Below are 18,428 nucleotides of genomic sequence, written 5' to 3' on the forward strand. Positions count from 1 at the left end.
AATGAACGAGAAAAAACTTAGACAAGAGATTTTTGATAAGGTAAAAAAACTATACAAACTAAGAAATCAGGAAAAATTTGTTCCCGGAAAAACAAGAATTAATTATGCCGGAAGAGTTTATGACGAAAAAGAAATAGTTAATCTGGTAGATGCTTCTCTTGATTTCTGGCTTACAGCAGGAAGATATGCATCAACATTTGAGAAAAAATTTGCACAATTTTTAGGATTAAAATATTGCCTTCTGACTAATTCCGGTTCCTCGGCTAATCTTTTGGCGGTTTCTGCTTTAACTTCTCCTAAATTAGGAAAAAGGAGATTAAAAACAGGCGATGAAGTTATCACTACTGCCTGTGGATTTCCTACGACACTAAATCCAATTATTCAGAATAATCTTATCCCGGTTTTTATTGATGTGGATTTAGAAACATATAACATTCAAGTAGATAAAATTGAGAAAGCAATAACAAAAAAAACTAAAGCAATATTTGTTGCCCATACATTGGGTAATACGTCTAATCTTGATAAAATTATGGAAATAGTAAAAAAACATAATTTATGGTTTATTGAAGATAATTGTGATGCGTTAGGTACGAAATTTAGAAATAAATATACCGGAACATTTGGGCATATATCAACTTGCAGTTTTTACCCTGCCCATCATATTACAATGGGAGAGGGCGGCGCGGTCTTAACAAATGACCCATTATTGAAAAAAATAATTGTTTCTTTCAGGGATTGGGGACGAGACTGTTGGTGTGAACCCGGCAATGATAAAACTTGTGGAAAAAGATTTGACTGGCAATTTGGGAAACTTCCGGTTGGCTATGACCACAAATATATTTATTCCCACATTGGATATAATCTTAAAATTACTGATATGCAAGCATCCATAGGAGTAGAGCAGTTAAAAAAATTGCCTTCTTTTATTGAAATAAGAAAAAAGAATTTCAAATTCCTCGCTGAAAAATTAAAAAAATATGAAAAATATTTTCTTCTCCCACAAGCAACAAAAAATTCTGAACCTAGTTGGTTTGGTTTCCCTATTCTAATAAAAGAAAATGTTCCATTTTCGAGAGCAGATATTGTAAATTATCTGGAAAAAAATAAGATTGCTACGAGGATGCTTTTTGGGGGAAACCTGACAAAACAACCTGCTTATGAAGTGATAAAATATAGACTTGCAGGCTCATTGAAAAATACAGACTTGGCAATGAACAATCTCTTTTGGATTGGTGTATATCCGGGGATGACAGAAGAGAAATTGAATTACATAATCAAAATATTTGCCCAATACTCACATTTGGTTAGGTAAAGCTAAATTACAATCTTAATCCATAATTTTATTCTCTTGACTTCATTATATTTTAATATAAAATATCGCAGGAGGGAGAATTATGAAAAACCTTTTTTTAGCATTACTTTTATCCGCACCGCTTAGTGCTGAATATGTTGCAATTGGCGATACCGGTACGCTATCCTTGAATAAACCTTTTTGCGGTTCTTGAAACTTTAACCTAAGGTACCAGGTTCTGGTGCTTAAAAATGAAATGCCGGCGGATTCAGTAAAAGTAAATCAAATAGCTATATTTTGCAATGATTCTAACTACTTGAATGCAAGTTTTTACAATTTTAACCTCTATGCTATCCATACATCTTTATCGGAATTGACAGACTCTTTTGCTAGCAATTATGTCGATACGCCTTTTTTAGTTATGCATAGAGATACTTTAGATTTCCAATGCATGTATAATCAATGGACGGCTTTGACATTTGATAGTGTTTTTAAGTATAACGGAACGGATAATCTTATATTTGAAATTCAATGGAATGGTTCAAATGCAGGTTCGGTTTATAGTCGCGCATTTGTTACAAGCTCGCCTAGAGTTCTTGATGGGTACATAAATTATCCAATCGGAACATTGCACTCTTCTATGAATAGTTTGCAGATTTACTACTCAACCTATGGAGTAGAGGAAAAATCGAAGAGTATTGCCTCCAATAAAAAATTGTATAATTATCCTAACCCATTTATAAATTCAACGGAAATCAACTATGAACTTCCGTACAACACAGATGTGAATATTGCAATCTATAATCTGTCAGGACAAAAAATAACAACGCTTGTAACCGAATACAAAAAAGCAGGTTGTTATACTGTGAAATGGGATGGAAAAGATAATCATAACAACAAAGTAAATACGGGGACTTATTTTTATACTCTTAAAATTGACAACTATAGGATATCCAACAAGCTAACAATACTGAAATAATATAACGAAAATATATACGATTTAAGAATTGTTTAGAAAAAAACAATTCTTAGGGTTGGGGTATTTATTCTTGCCAATTTGTCACAATCCACCGTTGTTCAGTCCCGTCATATACAAGAGTTACGCTACCTGAACCATTGGTGGTTATGTCTGTACCTCGTAATGTATATATTCCATTGACTGGATTTATTCCACTATTATTCTTAATTATCATATTTTGATTAGTGGAATTGTATATTATAATTACTTTATTTGCAGTTATAGGTGCAAAACCATTAATTGAAAAAGTTTGAGTAGGTCCGGATATTCTAAAATAAGTTTTATCGGATAATATTATATCATTATTGTTTTCATTTGATAGTAAAAGTTCGTCATTAGATAATATTAAATTATTATTTGCAATTAAATTGCCATTTACTTTTACGTTTCCTGCAAAATATCCTGCATAGTTCTTACTTCTTGTTGAGGTGCTACAAAATAAGGCAATGCTGTCTGAAATAAAATGCCCACCATATGCTACTCCACCTGTTGAAACTGTGCAACTTGATGTTGCTTTTACTCCATAAATATTAGTTTTTCCCATCCCGGATGCTCTAATATTTACTCCGTATCCATTTTGATTCTCTACGGATGTATCATAACTCATTGTAAATATTCCGGCAGACATAGTACCACTCGACAAGCCAGTCGCTTCTCCTTTTATTGCGTATTTTGATCCACGCCCAGAATTGTTTCCAGTTCCAATTTGAAACAATCCACCATACTGGGAACCATTTCCTTTATTATATGATTGTCCTAATACGCCTACTGTGGTTAAATCTCCTACCTTGCCATTTCGTAAGTCTACCCAACCACGTAGACCTTTTACCGGACCACCATAAATTGAATCACTTGTGTAGGAAATCATGCCCCCCTCAAATGCTTGACAGGGAGCTGTATGTCCCCAAAGTTCTCCCCACACACTACCGGCTTGATAGTCTTGAACAGGAGTTCCATCCGGCAATGTGTCAAACCCATTATAAGATACCACAACTCCTAATCCTTCCCATCCACTTGTTCTGTTATTAACGGGATCCAACTTGATTCTAAGCGCTGAATTTATTCCTTGTGGGATGCTGTCAGGATTAGGCGCTATATATTGATGCCAATTATTCGTATCTGGTCTATCAATTCGCCAAAAATAGGGGCTGGTTGAGTCCATAAGTACATAAGTTGAACGGATAAACGCATATTTAACGGTATCTGCATAAGTTGAATGTTCTGCTCTCATTGCATAAGGAGTACTTACTAATTTTTTTCTCGGCGATAAGATCTGGCTGTCTATCTGTGTTTCAAGCCACAAAGGAGTTCCTGTAAATATAGATGTGGGGATGGGATTGATACTCCCCAGTAAAACATTGAATATCCCTTTAATAACCGGTACACTTGTTTGAGTTTCATTCCATAAAACGCTTCCTGTAGTAGAATCATTGTATAGAGTAAATGTCATACTGAAATTTCCCATAATGTCTAAACCCAATGTGTCACTTTTTTTCTCAAGATAACCCTGATAATTTATTTCTTGAGGAATTGTCTGCACTGATTTATTGATGAGCGTGAGGGTTGTTGTTTTATCTAAAAGTTTGTTGGGAATCTTCTGATTTTGATTTATGGCTTTTGCTTGTAATCCAAAAACTATTGTATTTATTAAAATACTAATTATAATCCATCTCATCTTATCTTATCTTATCTCCTAAAGCATATTGTAAAACAAAGAGTCTTTAAGCTTGGATATATAATTTGTCAATACTTTTTTTCATATATTCATTTAAGCGCAATTACAACAAGTAATTCAGTTTTATTTCATTTGACAATATTTATTAAAGTTATATTCTTGTAAAAATGAATGATATTGAATATGTTGAGAAGCTTGTTGCCGCCAAAAAACAAATTATTGCGGAGCTTAAAAAATGTATTGTAGGGCAAGATGATGTAATAAACCAGATTTTAGTTGCCCTTTTTTCACAGGGACACTGTATTTTATTGGGAGTGCCGGGTTTAGCAAAAACCTTGCTCGTAAACACTATTGCATCTGCTCTTTCTTTAAAATTCAACCGTATTCAATTTACTCCTGACCTTATGCCTTCGGATATAACAGGTACGGATATAATTGAACAGGATGCCGTTAGTGGAAAACGTGTTTTCAGATTTGTAAAAGGTCCTGTATTTGCAAATATAGTCCTTGCTGACGAAATTAATCGTACCCCGCCCAAAACCCAATCAGCTTTGTTACAAGCAATGCAAGAATATAATGTTACGGCATCCGGCATTACTTATAAATTGGAACATCCGTTTTTTGTTCTTGCCACTCAAAATCCAATAGAACAGGAAGGTACATATCCTCTACCTGAAGCCCAACTTGATAGATTTATGTGCGAAATAGAAGTTAATTATCCGACAATGGAAGAAGAATGTAAAATCGTTGAAACTACAACTTCACAATATGTACCTGTTATCGAAAAAGTATTAGGTATGGAGAGTATATTGGAATTGCAAAAATTAATAAGAAAAATTCCTGTTCCGGATAAGCTTATTCACTCTGTCGTAAAGTTTGTCAATCTTACAAGACCGAATCCTGAAGCTCCTAAATATGTAAATGATTGGATTGCTTGGGGCGCTAGTCCCCGCGCTAGCCAGTATTTGATTCTCGGGGCAAAAGCTTGCGCCGCGCTCGATGGTAGATATACTCCTTCAATAGAAGATGTAAAATATATGGCGATACCCGTTTTAAGACACCGCATTATTCCGAATTTTCATGCTGAAGCAGATAACATAACTACTGTGGAAATAATAAAACGGTTGTTAAAAGAGGTTTAAGCTATTTCAATCTTTTAAGAATTTGTTCTGCGCAATATTTACCCGAGTATAACATTCCTCCAAATATAGGTCCCATACGGGGTGAGCCATAAGCGGCGTTTGCCGCCATTCCGGTTACCCATACGCCGGGAAACACTTCTTTTGTATTTTTAATAAGCGATTTTTCTCCGACATCAGCCCACATTGGTCGTTCTCCTTCTATGCGTCCTGAAGGTGTTTGTAATTTCATACCTGATTTTTTCTCTATGCATTTCAATACTTCGGTAGGGTGTCCTGTTGCTTCTATAACGAATTTTGCCCTTATTGTCAAAGGGTCAACATGAAGATTAGCTATCTGTGTAGCGCTCCAGTTTAGCACCAGTCCGGTTACTTTTTTATTTTGCAGCATTACATCTTCCACGGATATTAAGTTGAATATTTCTACTCCTGCTTTCATAGCAGCATTTCCCAGACTGCACACGGTTTCTATGGAGCTTGCCGTATAGTATCCTTGTTTCCATTTTTCCGTCCGGACTCCAAATTCATCTAATATTTTTTTCCCTTCTTCCTGCACCACAATTTCGTTAAACATCATTCCGCCGCCCCACATACCGCCGCCTATTGATAGGTGCCGTTCAAAAATTGCCACCTTTTTCTTCTTTTTAGCAATATAAAATGCAGCGGCTAAGCCGGAAGGTCCTGCGCCGGCGATAGCAACATCTATGTTCAATGCAGATACTAATTTTTTTGCATATTTGTCTATTATTGCTTGTGAAATTAATATGTCGTCTAAAGGCATTTTCCCCCCTCTTTTTCAAAACTCAAGTAAGCCTATAAGCCGGGTTCTGTTAGTACGTTTGCACATACTGACGATTATTTATCTAAGCGACCTACCCGAAAGCATACCTGCCTGTTGCCAGACAGAAAGGACGAGCAATCCATGCTTTCTAATTGGTCTTGCACCGAACAGGGTTTACCCCATTTTATCATTACTGATAAAACGAGTGAGCTCTTACCTCACTGTTTCACCCTTGTCTCGCATTGCTGCGGGACGGTATAGTTTCTGTTGCACTTTCCGTCGGTTTTCACCGCCCCTGTCCCCCAACAAATGCTGGGATGCAGGGTGTTCTGCTCTGTGGTGCCCGGACTTTCCTCTCTATAAGTTTCAAAAGAAAAATATAAAGCAACCGTCCGACTTACTTGAATTTTTTATATATGGTTTCAATGAACTGGTACTTGCTTGTTGTAGGAAACTATCAAGTAGATATTTCTATTGTCTTGTACTCTTTTTTTACCGATAAACTGAATTCTCCCGGGAGATTTAATACATTCATTATGGATTTTAATAAGTATGGTTTACTATGAATGTTTTTAAATATTGAAATTGCTTCCGAATAACATTCAAAAGCTTCTTTTGTTTTGTTTAACTCGTGAAATATACATCCCATAAGGAATACACTTCTGCCTTTTGACTTGTCTTTATGTGATTTCTTGGATAGCTCAAATGCTTCCGCCAAATATTTTAATGCACACTCGTAATCACTTCTTGACCTGTGTAATTCGCCAAGTATTAGACAACTTTCTATTAAAAGAGTAGTATCGTCTATTTCTCTGTATAAATTATTTGCTTCGGCTAAATAAGACAATGCATCATTTTTATTGTCTCGTATAATACAAAATAGTCCCTTGTTGAAAGTCGTCATTGCTTCCCATTCTTTTTCTTTTTTGGATTTTTTATCCAGCTCGGAAATTAATTTTTCATAGGATTTATAATCTTTCATTAAGAAATAAGTAATTACAATATTATTATAAAGAGCAATGATTTCATTTTTATCGGTTATTGATTTTAATACCCTTTCATAATATTTCACGGCATCATTATAACCATAAATAAGCCTTGCTTCATCACCTGCCCATAAGTTATAACTTGCTCCTTTCGAAGAATCATCGGATAATTCAAGATGATATGCGATGTCCCATAAAAATTCTTCCATCTTTTCACTGTAGTATATTTCTATCCATTCCCCTATCTTTCTGTGCAATTCAGATGAGTTTTCTACCTTGCTTTTAAGAAGTTTGTAAATTTCATTATATGTAAATCTATATTTATTGTTAATAACTAATTTAATGAGCCCAAGATCAAGTCCTTTGTCAATTATGTGGGAAAGATACCCCTCATTCTTACCGGTAAATAGAGTTAAAAAATTTACATCAAATTCGTTCCCAAGTAAAGCGGCAGTCGATAATATAGTTTCTTCATTCTTATCCAGTTGGGTTATTTTATTTTCAAATATTTCTTTTACGGATTCAAAAGGTGTTTCTTCGTTTATTAAACTATTAAGTGCTTCCTGTAAGAGAAGTGGGTTCCCTTTTGATATCTCCTTGGCCTTTTCCAATATTGGAAAAGGGGGGACAAATTGTGAAAAAATTATGGAAATCATTGCATCCATATCTTTTTCGGATAAAGGAGTAATTTGAATTTCCGGCATTTCTTTCCATACCTTAGAAAAACATTTTTCAATCTCGTTTTTATCTGTCATGTGTATCTCTGAAGTACAGCATATTATTCCCTTGAAATTTTGAGAATGTTGAACAAAATAAGAAATTAATTCAAAAGTAGACATATCTGCATCCTGAATATCTTCTATTATAAATAAAACAGGAGCTTCATTGGAAATCGTGCTGAGGGTGGAAACTATCTTATTAAAAAACTCTATTCGTTCTTCATCACAGATATTACATAAAATTGAGTTGCCATATTTCAAAGAAATGGGAGAATAATCTAGAAATATATCATAGTTGGTAAATTCTAAATCTGTTTTTTTATATTGCTCCCAGAAAGGTAATAAAGATTTAATCTGGGCAAATAAAGCCGTTATTTCTGTCGAAAGTGTTTCATTCTTTTCTATATATTGTCTGAAAAATTGTTTAAATGGCGCATAAGGTGAGACAGGAGTGTTGCAATGTGTAATAAATGTCTGGTATCCTTTGAATTTTAATCGATCTGAAAATTCACTTAAAATTCTCGTTTTTCCTATGCCGGCTGCGCCTGAAATAAAAACCACCTTCTCCCCACCGGTGAAAGCCTTTTGTAAATCTTCAAGCGCTTTTTCCTGTCCGATGAGTTGCGAACAGCTAATGGAACTACGTTTCTTAATGCTGATCTTGCTATATCCTTGCTCTAATAATGTTCTGGAATTGGCAGCATCTGTGGGATACAGTGAGACTTCTGTTTTTATGCTTATAGGGACTTTAGATTCGAAATCAAATTTCTCTACGAGATTTTTAAGATTTTCTTGTTTTTCTTCTTTGTCTTTTTCTGCTAAACTTGGAGAAAGTATGGTAAAAGCATCTCCGTTGTAGCGGAATAGAGTTTCTTTCTCTGCTAAATTCCCTTTTAGTAAATTTGCCATCTGGCATAGTATCTTATCGCCAAGAGGTTCTCCAAACTTTTCATTTATTGTGCGGAAATGGGCAATATCAAGAAAAATAACTCCAAATGTGCGATTCTCTTGTTCGGCATTTAATATCTCTTCCTCACAAAATTCCATAAGCGCGTCACGGTCATAAAGTTGGGTAAGGCTATCTATTGACTTCCGGACAGGTTCAATTTTAATACTCGTTTCTATTGTAGATATATCAGCAGTAGAATTTTTAGTGATTTCCTCCGGGATTTTTATATCTTCTTTAGAAATTTCTCCTTTAACCAGCTTAATTGCATTACTTAGATAATTCTCCAATATAGGACTTTCTATATTTTCTGTTTTTATGCTACTGTCTGGTAAAGATGAGGCTGCTTCACATTGAAATGGACCGAAGTTTTTGGCCTGCTCTATGCCTTCCCTGAGATATAATTCTTTTAATTCATTTATAACGGGTTCACTATTAGGAAATTTTTCATTTATATATTCGTAAGTTTTGATTACTTCTTCAAGGTTGTTTCTTTTACGCATACGGTTTGCATAGTCAACAAAGTTTTCGATGGCTTCACTTTTTAATTTAAGTTGAGAATAAAGAATTCCAAGAATGTAATATGTTTCTTCGGCATCGGGATTTATCCTTAAAATCTTTTTGGATATTGCGACAGCGTTATTATATAAAAAATCTTTTGTATAAATCTCCCTTGCTTTTTTATAGGAATTTATCGCATCATCTGTTAATTTCATCATTTTATAAATATCTCCGATAATATTATAGAAATTGGGATTGTTGGGTTCATCCTGGATAAGAACCTGGTACTCTTGAAGTGCCTCGGAATACTTATACTCTTTCAAAAGGTCTTTTGCTTTTTGCTCTCTTATTTTCGTTGATTTCATTAAGCGAAAATGATATATTGAAAATTACTCTTGTCAAGACTGAAATTTTTACGGAAGGGTGCCCTTTACTTCTTTCTTTTCTTACTCGTTGACAAAAATCTTTTTAACAAATAAAATAAATAATTCTGTCATCCCAAAAATGGAAAATTTGTTAAAAAATAAATCTGATGAAGAATTGCTAAAAGCTGTTGCAAGTAAAGATGAATCTGCTTTTGAAATTCTTGTAGAAAAGTATAAATACTCCGTTCTTAACATAATTTATCGTTATACCACAAATCGTACGGAAGCCGAAGATATTTCTCAGGATATATTTGTTAAAATCTGGCATTCTGCAGACAGCTTTAAATATAAATCCAAAGTCTCCACATGGATATATAGAGTCGTAGTAAATTACTGCCTTAATTTTAAAGATAAAAATAAAATTAATAATACTATTCAATCCCTTGATGAACTTTCAGAAAAAGGTGAAATTATAACCGATTCTTCAAAAGAATATAAGAGTTATGAAAATAACGAAACGGATAGAATAGTAAGGGATTCTGTAAATAAACTGCCTGAAAGATACAAAATAGTTCTTATTTTATCAAGATTTGATAATAAATCCTATCAGGAAATTTCCGAAATTATGAATCTTTCAATTCCTGCAGTTGAGTCATTGATTTTCAGAGCAAAAGCTAACTTAAAAAAAGTACTCTTGCCATATTTTAATAAGAGAACAGATATTTAATTGTTTTTTCGCAAGTTTTTTGAATTTTAGCTGTCTAATTAAGCACAATGAAAAAAGAATGTACCAATCCGGAAAAACTATCTGCTTTCTTAGATGGGGAACTGTCAGAACAGGAAAGGGAAAACATCAAGTCTCACTTGAAAAATTGCTTGCTATGTCAAAAAGAAGTTAGTGAACTAACCAAATTGTCCGAATTGCTTAACAATTCTTTTCTCCCGATTGAACCGTCACCTTATTTCATTACCGAGCTGAAACAGAAGATTGAAGATAATGAAACTATGTCTGTCGAGATAAGGATTAATGACTGGATAGCCCGCATAAAGCATTCTCTTATCCCTATCGGAGCAACGGCTCTTATTCTCTTCTCTTTTGTTGCCGGCAATCGCATCGGGAATATATTATATCAAAAATCTTCAACCGTTGGAGAACGGGAAATTTATACTTCCGTTGAAAGTTCTATACTCAATGATTTCCCGGAAAGCTCATTAACCAATACTTATGCTAATTTATTATCAGAAGAAGGAGAGCGATGAAAATAAAAATTTTAATAATCTTGCTTGTACTATCGCTGGGCGTAAATGTCGGCACACTGATAACCGTTGTTTATCACTCTAATAAGCCCAAAATACATAAACAATGGCGACAACATCCCTTAAGAGAAAAACTTGACCTTAGTCAGGAACAGATTGGGCAAATTGAAAATATAAAAACGAAAAGCAGACAAGCAACTGTTCCCTTGAGAGATACTTTAATTATGAAAAGGAAAGAACTTATTTCTCTGCTGAAAAGAAATCCATCCGACAGCATAAAGTCCGACAGTCTTATTAGAGAAATTGCTAACCTGCAAATACAGATGGAGTCATATGTATTAAATGATATGAGAGATATAATGAAAAACTTAACCCCGGAACAATCCCAGAAGTTTTGTGAATGTTTTGAAGAAAAATTACATTGTCCTAGAAAAAGTATGCGGTGTTGTCCGATGAAATAAGATATTAATAAAAACAGATACCTTAAAGGAGGTACAAATGATGAGAGAAGGCGGAAATATGTGTCAAATGGGCGGTGGCCCAAGATTTATGGGATTTAATCAGGGTGGATGTGGTTGCGGTTGTGGTGGTGGCGGCGGAGCTCCACAAAGAAGATTTATGACAAGACGCGAAAAAATTGCTATGCTTGAAGACTACAAAAAAGAACTTGAAGCCGAACTTGAAGGTCTTAAAGAAAAAATAGCAAAAATAAAAAGCTGTAGTAAATAGGGGGAAAAATGAAAATACAAAAAAAACTTACTTCTGTTATTTTTCCCATAGTATTGATGGCATTCTTAAGTGTTCCTGTTCTTGCTGAAAAATCAGACAGAGATGAAGATATGGGTTGTCCGATGATGGGGAAAAAAGTGATTGTGGAAAAAAGAATGGAAAATTGCGAAACGGGAAGAATGGCGAACTGTGAAATGGGGAAGATGCGCAAAGGAGATTGCGATTTTAAATGCTGTAACGGAATGAGACGCGGAATGGGTATGCCCGATATTCCAAATCTTACGGAAGATCAGAAAATAAAGATGAAAAAAATTCATGTTGAAGCAAAAAAGGAGCTTCTTAGAATGGAAACAGAATTAGAAATTAAGAACATTGAATTCAAGGAATTGATGGATGATAACGCGAACGAAGGTTTGATTTATTCTAAGATAGATGAAATCGGAAAAATACGAACGGAAATACAAAAGAAGAAAGTTGGGACTATGTTGGCGGTCAGTAATCTTTTAACGAAAGAACAAAAGGTGTCCCTTAAAAAAGAAATGTGTCCGATGATGCGTAAAGGAAAAATGGATAAGAAAATGGATAGAGACTAGAAAGAAAAGATTTACAAAAAAGGACAGGTATTTTTGCCTGTCCTTTTTTGTAGGGGCAGACCTGTGTGTCTGCCAATTCTTTTGGCTTCATAGAAGACATTTTATGATAATCATACCAAGGTAAACTACAAAAAATATCCATTTATTGACAAGAACATTAATTTCTATTAAAGATAAATAGCAATATGAAAAAAGATATTAAAATTGGCATAGATGCACGAGTGTTACAAACGGGTTTTGTAAACAAAGGTATTGGAACATACAATTATAATTTAATTAAAAACCTCATTAAACTAAATACGGATTTTCAATTCTCTTTCTATATTTTCAACAATTCCGAAATCCCGGATATTATAAAAAACGAAAAACTAATTAAACTACGCAGGCATAAAAAATTCAATATTTTTTATCAACAATTTATTACATTGAAAAGTGATATTGATATTTTTCATAATCTTTTATCTATAGGACCTACGCCTGAAATCGTTCTTCCATTTTTTCAATTTAAGAAAACTATTGGTACCGTTTTTGATTTAACTTTTTACAAGCTACCGGACAAATGGTCTCAATTTATTTCAAATACAAAAGATTACAGATTGCAAATTCATGCATTAAAAAAGGCTCAAAGAGTTATCTCTATTTCATCATATGTTAAAAATGATTTAATTAAAACATTTGCTATCTCGGAGAAAAAATTAGAGGCTGTACACGGTGGCGTAGATTTAAGTATTTTCAAACTAATAAATTCTCAACAGGAACTGGAACATATAAAAAATAAATATAACATAAAGAACAATTTTATCCTTGGTGTTGGGGATATTGGAGACTATAAAAAAAATATAAAAACGCTGTTTAAATTAATAGAATTCTTGCCTGATTTTAACCTTGTTATCGCAGGCAATCCCGGTAATATTAAGAATTCAAATCCAAAAATTATTTTTGTCGGCGAAGTGTCTCAACAAGAATTAACACTATTGTATAATTTAGCCTCTGTGTTCGTATTCCCGAGTTTTGCCGAAGGGTTAGGGTTCCCTGTTCTTGAAGCAATGGCTTCGGGATGTCCTGTTATTGCTTCTGACAGGACTTCTTTGCCGGAAATACTTGGAGATGCGGGTGTGTTGGTTGCTCCTTCTGATGTAAAAGGAATGATCCAAAACATAAAAAAAATAACCGAAAATAACGAGTTCAGGCAGAATCTTATTAATAAAGGATTAAAACGTGCAGAAGTCTTTTCCTGGGAAAATTGTGCTAAAAAAACAATGCAGTTGTATAAAGAAATTGCCTGACAGCGAGCAGTTATTTTGTTTGTTTTTCAAAATCTTATAATCTGCGTTTATTTGTGGATAAAATTTTTCCTACTCCTTTGAAGTTGTATATCTTTGCCCGGAAGTCTAAGAGGGATTAATATGAACTTATCTGTGTCCTGTTTTTTTTATCTGTTAATTTTAATGTTTGATATTTAATTTTTGATATGCCTTTATCTGTCTTCTTTGTTATATGTTCATACTCCCGGTTCGATAGCCTTCAATATCCAAAGTTACATACGTATAACCAAGAGATTTTAGTTTTTTTACAACCTGTTTTCTAATGTTAATGGCCAGGAATAACTTAATGTCTTTATCCCTTAATTCTATTCTTGCAATATTATTATGGTGTCTAACCCGCACTTCTTTTAGACCTAAATCTAAAAGATATTTTTCTGCGAGTTCTACCATTTTAAGATTGTGTTTGGTTAGCGTATCCCCATAAGGGAATCTGCTTGCAAAACATGGAAAAGCTGGTTTGTCCCAAGTTGGTAATCCATACTGTTTTGAAAGGAGACGGATACCTTTTTTGCTCAGTTTTGCATCTTTCAATGGGCTACGAACGTTATATTCTGCACATGCTTTTATACCTGGTCTGAAATCTTTTATGTCGTCAAAATTTGTGCCGTCTACAATATATCTTAGATTGTTCTTTTTGGCAATGAGTGCAAGTTGTGAAAATAAATCTGATTTGCACCAGTAACACCTGTCTTTAGGGTTAGAATAAATTTTTGGGTTATTTAACGGATTTCCTTTAATAACTATGTGTTTAACGGATAGCTTCTTTGCCGTTTCCCTGGCAAATTCTATCTCCGAATCGGGATAAAATACAGAACTTCCCGTAACTGCCAAAACTTTGTCGGCAGGCAGAGTATCTTTCGCAACTTTTACTAACAAAGTGCTGTCTACGCCTCCTGAATAAGCAACTAACACACTGCCAAACTTTTTTAAGTTGGTTTTAAGAATACATAATTTCTTATCCATAAATCTATTATCAAGCCTTTGAGGAGACTAATAAAAATCTTACAACTTTTCAATGTAGAATTATTTTATGTCGGTGTTTTCTTTGGCGATTCTTTTTGAATTAAGAGTTTCTTTAAAACTTATAAGGAGCCATAATGCAATTCCAATACTTATACTTGAATCGGCAATATTAAATACATAAAATCGCGCATTTCCTATGCCAAAATCAATAAAATCTATAACTGCTTTTACTCTAATTCGGTCTATTAAATTTCCGAAAGCCCCGCTGAGGATTAACAATAAAGGTAAATTGTATTTAATATCTATTCTTTTTAACATAAGAATAATTAAAATAATTGCAATAATTACAAAAGGTATGTAGGGAATACTGAAATTTAAACCAAAAACTCCGTTTTTATTATATAAAAGTGTGAATTGCAGAAAGTTGCCTATTATTTGCAACGACTGATATTCAATGAGGTTTTTTGCTACTAAAAATTTTGTTAGCTGGTCTGCAACTACTATAGCTAAAACAATTGTGATTTTTCTCCACATTTTATACAAAATTCTGCATAAGGAATTGCCCTAAGCCTATTGACGTCTATTGATTCTCCGCAAGCTTCACATATGCCGTAGTTTCCCGAGGCTAATCTGTCTAAAGCCCCGTGAATTTTTCGTAATTCTTTTACAATAGAACTTATCATATAAGAATTTTGTTCCTTTGTTTCTGTGTCGCTTGCAATATCCCCTATATGTAATGGATGACTTGACGCATCTCCGGAATCTTCCTGTTGAGTATGTCTGAATTTTTCTTCTAATTTCGTTAGCCTACTTTCAAGGTCAGTTTTTCTCTTTAAAAGTATGTTTCTGATATATTGTAATTCTTTTTCATCAAATACCTTGACAGGACTTTTTTTTACTTTTTTAACGGTAGGCATTTTGGATGGCGTCAGAGCCTTTTTGTCTTTGGAAATTATTTCCTTTTGTATTTTTGATGAAGTTGGTTTCACTTTCAGTGGGGGCTTGAGTAATTTTAGCTTTGTTTTTGAAGGAGCCTTTTTAAGTAAGACAGGTTTTGTCGCTTTTTTTACCGTAATCTTAACGGCAGTTTTTTTTATTTTAGTTGTTTTTGGACTAATTTTTTTTACGATCTTGGATTTCTTTGCTTTAGATTTTACCATCATAGATTTGGATTTAACAGCCTTTTTAATTTTTGAAACCAACTTTGACTTTTTAATTAATGCAGGTTTTGACCGTTTTTTAATATTTTTTACTTTTTTTGTTTTTACTTTTGCCAGTAATTTAGTCTTCTTTATTTTAAGTGTTGCTTTATTGGTCTTGCTGGTAGACAGGTTTTTTTTAACCTTCAGTGGATTCTTTTTTTTCAATTTCTTTTTCATAGTCCCCCTCCTTTATTACTCTACTGCATTTAACACACAGTGTCGGATGTTCATTATTTTTCCCTACTTCTTTTTCTCTTATCCAGCATCGTTCACATTTACCGTATTCACATAAATTAACCTTAATATCTAACTTTCTGAACGTAACCATATTTTCTACTCTGTCAACAATAACTTCAGAAACGATAAATATTGAAGGCAATAAAGCTATTTTATCTCTTAATAGAGATAATAATTTTTTATCCTTAGAATCAATAATTACGGTCGCTTCCAAGCCGCTGCCTATGATTTTATTTGCTCTTGCCTGTTCTAATGCAAGTAAGACATCGTCTCTTATTTCGCTTATTACCGCATACTCATTTGCAAGTTTTTCATTTTTCCATTCTTCTTTAACTATGGGTAATTTTTCTAAGTGTATGCTCCCGGAATTGAAGTATTCCCAGACTTCTTCAGAAGTAAAAGGCAATATTGGGGCAACTAATCTTGCAAGAGCGCTTAATGTCTCGGATAATACCGTCTGTGCGCTCTGACGTGAAATGGATGACTTGCCGTGAGTATATAACCTGTCTTTTAACGTATCAAAGTAGAATTGTGATAATTCCATAACACAATAGTTATGTATTAAATGATAAACTTTATAAAATTCAAATTCTTCATAAGCTTTTGTTACGTTCTCTATAAGAACTGCAAGTTTATGTAACATTAATTTATCTACTTCCCATAATTTTTCATAAGATAATGCTTCTTTGTAATCATATAAATTACCGAGTAAAAACTTAAATGTATTTCTGATTTTCCTGTAAGCTGTTGTAGCAGTTTCTAACCCATCCGTGCTGAACATAATATCACAGGTGTAATCCAACCCCGAAAGGTATAACCTTACTATATCTGCTCCGTATTTTTTAATAACTTCCATAGGCTGGACGACGTTCCCTTGTGATTTTGACATTTTCTTCCCTTCTTTATCAAGTATCAGCCCATGAGTTAAAACCGATTTAAAACAACTCTCTTCCTCTGTAACCATTGACAGAATCAATGAATGCTGGAACCAACACCTGTGTTGGTCAACTGCTTCACAATAAAGATTGGCAGGGAATTTTAGTTTCTCTTTTACCACTGCGTAGTAACTGGAAGAAGAATCAATCCATACATCAAAAATATCTTCTTCTTTTTTGAATTCTTTATTCCCGCATTTTGGACATACTGCATCTATTTTTGTATTTTCATCAAACCAGATATCCGTGCCATTTATCTTAACAAGCTGGATTGCCTTTTCTATTATTTCCGTTGTTAATATTGCTTCTCCGCAAGCTTTACAATATAAAGCTGGGATAGGAATTCCCCAGCTCCTTTGCCTTGATAAACACCAGTCAGGTCTTTGCATAATGTTATTTGTAATTCTCTTTTTACTCCATTCTGGCATCCATTTGACCTTTTCAATCTCTTCAACACAACGTGTTCTCAAATTATTATGTTCCATATTTAAGAACCATTGTGGCGTAGCCCTGAATATGAGTGGAGTTTTACATCTCCAGCAATGAGGATAGGAGTGTTGAAAATCCTCTTTGTACATAAGAGTTCCGTTATTTGTCAGTATTTCTATAATATCTTTATCCGCGTCAAATATGTTTTTCCCCTGTAATTCAGGAACTTCTTCGGTAAAACAACCTTTTTCATCAACCGGAGACAAAATTGGCAAATTATATGTAATGCTTGCCAGATAATCTTCGTATCCGTGTCCTGGAGCTATATGAACGCAGCCCGTCCCGGATTCGGAAGTCACAAAACTGGATAGTATAATTTTTCCTGTTCTGTCAAGGAATGGATGCTTATATTCTATGCCCCCAAGTTCTTTTCCCAAAACGGTTTTTTCAACCGTATAGTCCTTTATTTTTAGTTTTTCCAAAACCGTAGGCAATAGAGAATCTGCTATTATAAGAGTTTCTTTTTCGGTTTTAACAAAATTGTATTTGAATCCCGAGTTTATTGCACAAGCGACGTTTGCCGGGAGTGTCCATGGCGTAGTAGTCCATATTAAAAAGGACACGTTTTCGTTTGGTAGGACAGACATTCCTGTCTGTCTCTGTATTGGAAACTTAACGTAAACGGATGGCGAAGTGAAATCTTTATAGTCAAGCTCTGCTTCGGCAAGTGCAGTTCTGCATCTTGTACACCAGTGAACGGGACGTTTTGCTCGGTATATGTATCCTTTGGAAACCATTATTTTAAATACTTCCAGAACCTTTGCCTCGTATTCTTTGGACATAGTAATATATGGATTGTCCCAGTCTGCAAAAGTTCCTAATCTCTTGAATTCCTGTCGTTGTATATCAACGGACTCTTCCGCATATTTCTTACATTCTTGTCTGAGCTGGTTTTTGGTAGAAAAACTTTTAGCCCCTTTCTTTTTGATAACAGCGTGTTCAATTGGCATTCCGTGGCAATCCCAACCCGGTATAAAATGGACTTTATAACCCGCCAGAATTTTATACCTGATAACCATATCCTTAAGTACACGGTTAAATGCTGTCCCTAAGTGCGCGTGTTCGTTAGCATAAGGTGGACCATCATGAAATATATACTCAGGTGCATTAGCCCTGTTGTCTTGTATGAGTTTATATAAACTGGTATCTGCCCAATTTTTAAGGATATCTACTTCCTTCTGGACAAGATTCGCACGCATAGGAAATGCAGTGCGCGGCAATATTACGGTATCTTTATAAAGCATAAGATTGGAGTTTATAATAGTAGTCCTATAAAA

The 18,428-nt window shown here is 34.2% G+C and carries 16 protein-coding genes and 1 other RNA gene; 9 read left to right on the plus strand and 8 right to left on the minus strand.

The annotated features are described in order from the left end of the window. Position 1 precedes the first annotated feature (1 nt). A complete protein-coding gene (rfbH, locus tag WC614_06380) occupies positions 2-1,312 on the plus strand; it encodes a lipopolysaccharide biosynthesis protein RfbH (GenBank protein ID MFA5032627.1) in 1,311 nt (436 codons plus the stop codon). A gap of 220 nt (positions 1,313-1,532) precedes the next feature. Continuing rightward, a complete protein-coding gene (locus WC614_06385) occupies positions 1,533-2,270 on the plus strand; it encodes a FlgD immunoglobulin-like domain containing protein (GenBank protein ID MFA5032628.1) in 738 nt (245 codons plus the stop codon). Positions 2,271-2,334: 64 nt separating this feature from the next. Here the strand turns inward: WC614_06385 and WC614_06390 are convergent, their stop codons facing one another. Further along, positions 2,335-3,984, minus strand: a complete 1,650-nt coding sequence (locus WC614_06390) for a hypothetical protein (GenBank protein ID MFA5032629.1) — start codon at positions 3,982-3,984, stop codon at positions 2,335-2,337. A 167-nt stretch (positions 3,985-4,151) separates the two neighbouring features. Here WC614_06390 and WC614_06395 point away from each other — a divergent pair, with 167 nt between their 5' ends. Next, positions 4,152-5,126 carry a MoxR family ATPase gene (locus WC614_06395; GenBank protein ID MFA5032630.1) on the plus strand — a complete coding sequence of 325 codons (975 nt, stop codon included), beginning with the start codon at positions 4,152-4,154 and terminating at the stop codon, positions 5,124-5,126. 1 nt (position 5,127) lies between these two features. On the opposite strand, the gene WC614_06400 is transcribed toward WC614_06395, so the two are convergent. From WC614_06400 to WC614_06410, 3 genes are all read right to left on the minus strand, one after another. Further along, positions 5,128-5,904, minus strand: a complete 777-nt coding sequence (locus WC614_06400; protein ID MFA5032631.1) for a sulfide-dependent adenosine diphosphate thiazole synthase — start codon at positions 5,902-5,904, stop codon at positions 5,128-5,130. 19 nt (positions 5,905-5,923) lie between these two features. After that, positions 5,924-6,308, minus strand: an RNA gene (gene rnpB / locus WC614_06405) — RNase P RNA component class A. 53 nt (positions 6,309-6,361) lie between these two features. Continuing rightward, positions 6,362-9,421: a diguanylate cyclase gene (locus WC614_06410; GenBank protein ID MFA5032632.1), complete on the minus strand. Its 3,060-nt coding sequence runs from the start codon at positions 9,419-9,421 to the stop codon at positions 6,362-6,364. A 139-nt stretch (positions 9,422-9,560) separates the two neighbouring features. Between WC614_06410 and WC614_06415 the strand changes: the two genes are divergently transcribed. From WC614_06415 to WC614_06440, 6 genes are all read left to right on the plus strand, one after another. After that, positions 9,561-10,148 carry a sigma-70 family RNA polymerase sigma factor gene (locus WC614_06415; GenBank protein ID MFA5032633.1) on the plus strand — a complete coding sequence of 196 codons (588 nt, stop codon included), beginning with the start codon at positions 9,561-9,563 and terminating at the stop codon, positions 10,146-10,148. Positions 10,149-10,195: 47 nt separating this feature from the next. Beyond that, positions 10,196-10,681 carry an anti-sigma factor gene (locus tag WC614_06420; protein ID MFA5032634.1) on the plus strand — a complete coding sequence of 162 codons (486 nt, stop codon included), beginning with the start codon at positions 10,196-10,198 and terminating at the stop codon, positions 10,679-10,681. Next, a complete protein-coding gene (locus tag WC614_06425) occupies positions 10,678-11,139 on the plus strand; it encodes a periplasmic heavy metal sensor (GenBank protein ID MFA5032635.1) in 462 nt (153 codons plus the stop codon). The genes WC614_06420 and WC614_06425 overlap by 4 nt, the downstream gene beginning before the upstream one ends. Positions 11,140-11,176: 37 nt before the next feature. Continuing rightward, positions 11,177-11,407, plus strand: a complete 231-nt coding sequence (locus WC614_06430; protein ID MFA5032636.1) for a hypothetical protein — start codon at positions 11,177-11,179, stop codon at positions 11,405-11,407. 8 nt (positions 11,408-11,415) lie between these two features. Then, positions 11,416-12,000, plus strand: a complete 585-nt coding sequence (locus WC614_06435) for a hypothetical protein (protein MFA5032637.1) — start codon at positions 11,416-11,418, stop codon at positions 11,998-12,000. Between the two features lie 185 nt (positions 12,001-12,185). Next, positions 12,186-13,286: a glycosyltransferase family 1 protein gene (locus tag WC614_06440; GenBank protein MFA5032638.1), complete on the plus strand. Its 1,101-nt coding sequence runs from the start codon at positions 12,186-12,188 to the stop codon at positions 13,284-13,286. A gap of 207 nt (positions 13,287-13,493) precedes the next feature. Here the strand turns inward: WC614_06440 and larE are convergent, their stop codons facing one another. The 4 genes from larE to ileS are packed head-to-tail and all read right to left on the minus strand — an operon-like array spanning position 13,494 to position 18,395. Continuing rightward, positions 13,494-14,288 (minus strand): ATP-dependent sacrificial sulfur transferase LarE, encoded by a 795-nt coding sequence (gene larE, locus WC614_06445; protein MFA5032639.1) that lies wholly within the window; start codon positions 14,286-14,288, stop codon positions 13,494-13,496. Positions 14,289-14,348: 60 nt separating this feature from the next. Continuing rightward, a complete protein-coding gene (gene lspA / locus WC614_06450; GenBank protein ID MFA5032640.1) occupies positions 14,349-14,822 on the minus strand; it encodes a signal peptidase II in 474 nt (157 codons plus the stop codon). Then, entirely contained in the window at positions 14,795-15,667 is an 873-nt protein-coding gene (locus tag WC614_06455) for a TraR/DksA C4-type zinc finger protein (protein MFA5032641.1), read from the minus strand. Before WC614_06455 ends, lspA begins: the two co-directional genes overlap by 28 nt. Next, positions 15,627-18,395 carry an isoleucine--tRNA ligase gene (gene ileS, locus WC614_06460; GenBank protein ID MFA5032642.1) on the minus strand — a complete coding sequence of 923 codons (2,769 nt, stop codon included), beginning with the start codon at positions 18,393-18,395 and terminating at the stop codon, positions 15,627-15,629. The genes WC614_06455 and ileS overlap by 41 nt, the downstream gene beginning before the upstream one ends. Positions 18,396-18,428 lie beyond the last annotated feature (33 nt).

Source organism: bacterium (assembly GCA_041649255.1).
Taxonomy (GTDB): domain Bacteria; phylum Hydrothermota; class UBA3073; order JACQXS01; family JAQTXJ01; genus JAQTXJ01.

Bases quoted from the DNA above. Each gene is read 5' to 3' on its own strand.
- WC614_06435 (MFA5032637.1), top strand. From the start codon at position 11,416: ATGAAAATACAAAAAAAACTTACTTCTGTTATTTTTCCCATAGTATTG.
- larE (MFA5032639.1), bottom strand. From the start codon at position 14,288: ATGGATAAGAAATTATGTATTCTTAAAACCAACTTAAAAAAGTTTGGC.
- WC614_06415 (MFA5032633.1), top strand. From the start codon at position 9,561: ATGGAAAATTTGTTAAAAAATAAATCTGATGAAGAATTGCTAAAAGCT.
- WC614_06400 (MFA5032631.1), bottom strand. From the start codon at position 5,904: ATGCCTTTAGACGACATATTAATTTCACAAGCAATAATAGACAAATAT.
- lspA (MFA5032640.1), bottom strand. From the start codon at position 14,822: ATGTGGAGAAAAATCACAATTGTTTTAGCTATAGTAGTTGCAGACCAG.
- ileS (MFA5032642.1), bottom strand. From the start codon at position 18,395: ATGCTTTATAAAGATACCGTAATATTGCCGCGCACTGCATTTCCTATG.
- WC614_06390 (MFA5032629.1), bottom strand. From the start codon at position 3,984: ATGAGATGGATTATAATTAGTATTTTAATAAATACAATAGTTTTTGGA.
- WC614_06410 (MFA5032632.1), bottom strand. From the start codon at position 9,421: ATGAAATCAACGAAAATAAGAGAGCAAAAAGCAAAAGACCTTTTGAAA.
- WC614_06440 (MFA5032638.1), top strand. From the start codon at position 12,186: ATGAAAAAAGATATTAAAATTGGCATAGATGCACGAGTGTTACAAACG.
- rfbH (MFA5032627.1), top strand. From the start codon at position 2: ATGAACGAGAAAAAACTTAGACAAGAGATTTTTGATAAGGTAAAAAAA.
- WC614_06420 (MFA5032634.1), top strand. From the start codon at position 10,196: ATGAAAAAAGAATGTACCAATCCGGAAAAACTATCTGCTTTCTTAGAT.
- WC614_06395 (MFA5032630.1), top strand. From the start codon at position 4,152: ATGAATGATATTGAATATGTTGAGAAGCTTGTTGCCGCCAAAAAACAA.
- WC614_06455 (MFA5032641.1), bottom strand. From the start codon at position 15,667: ATGAAAAAGAAATTGAAAAAAAAGAATCCACTGAAGGTTAAAAAAAAC.
- WC614_06430 (MFA5032636.1), top strand. From the start codon at position 11,177: ATGATGAGAGAAGGCGGAAATATGTGTCAAATGGGCGGTGGCCCAAGA.
- WC614_06425 (MFA5032635.1), top strand. From the start codon at position 10,678: ATGAAAATAAAAATTTTAATAATCTTGCTTGTACTATCGCTGGGCGTA.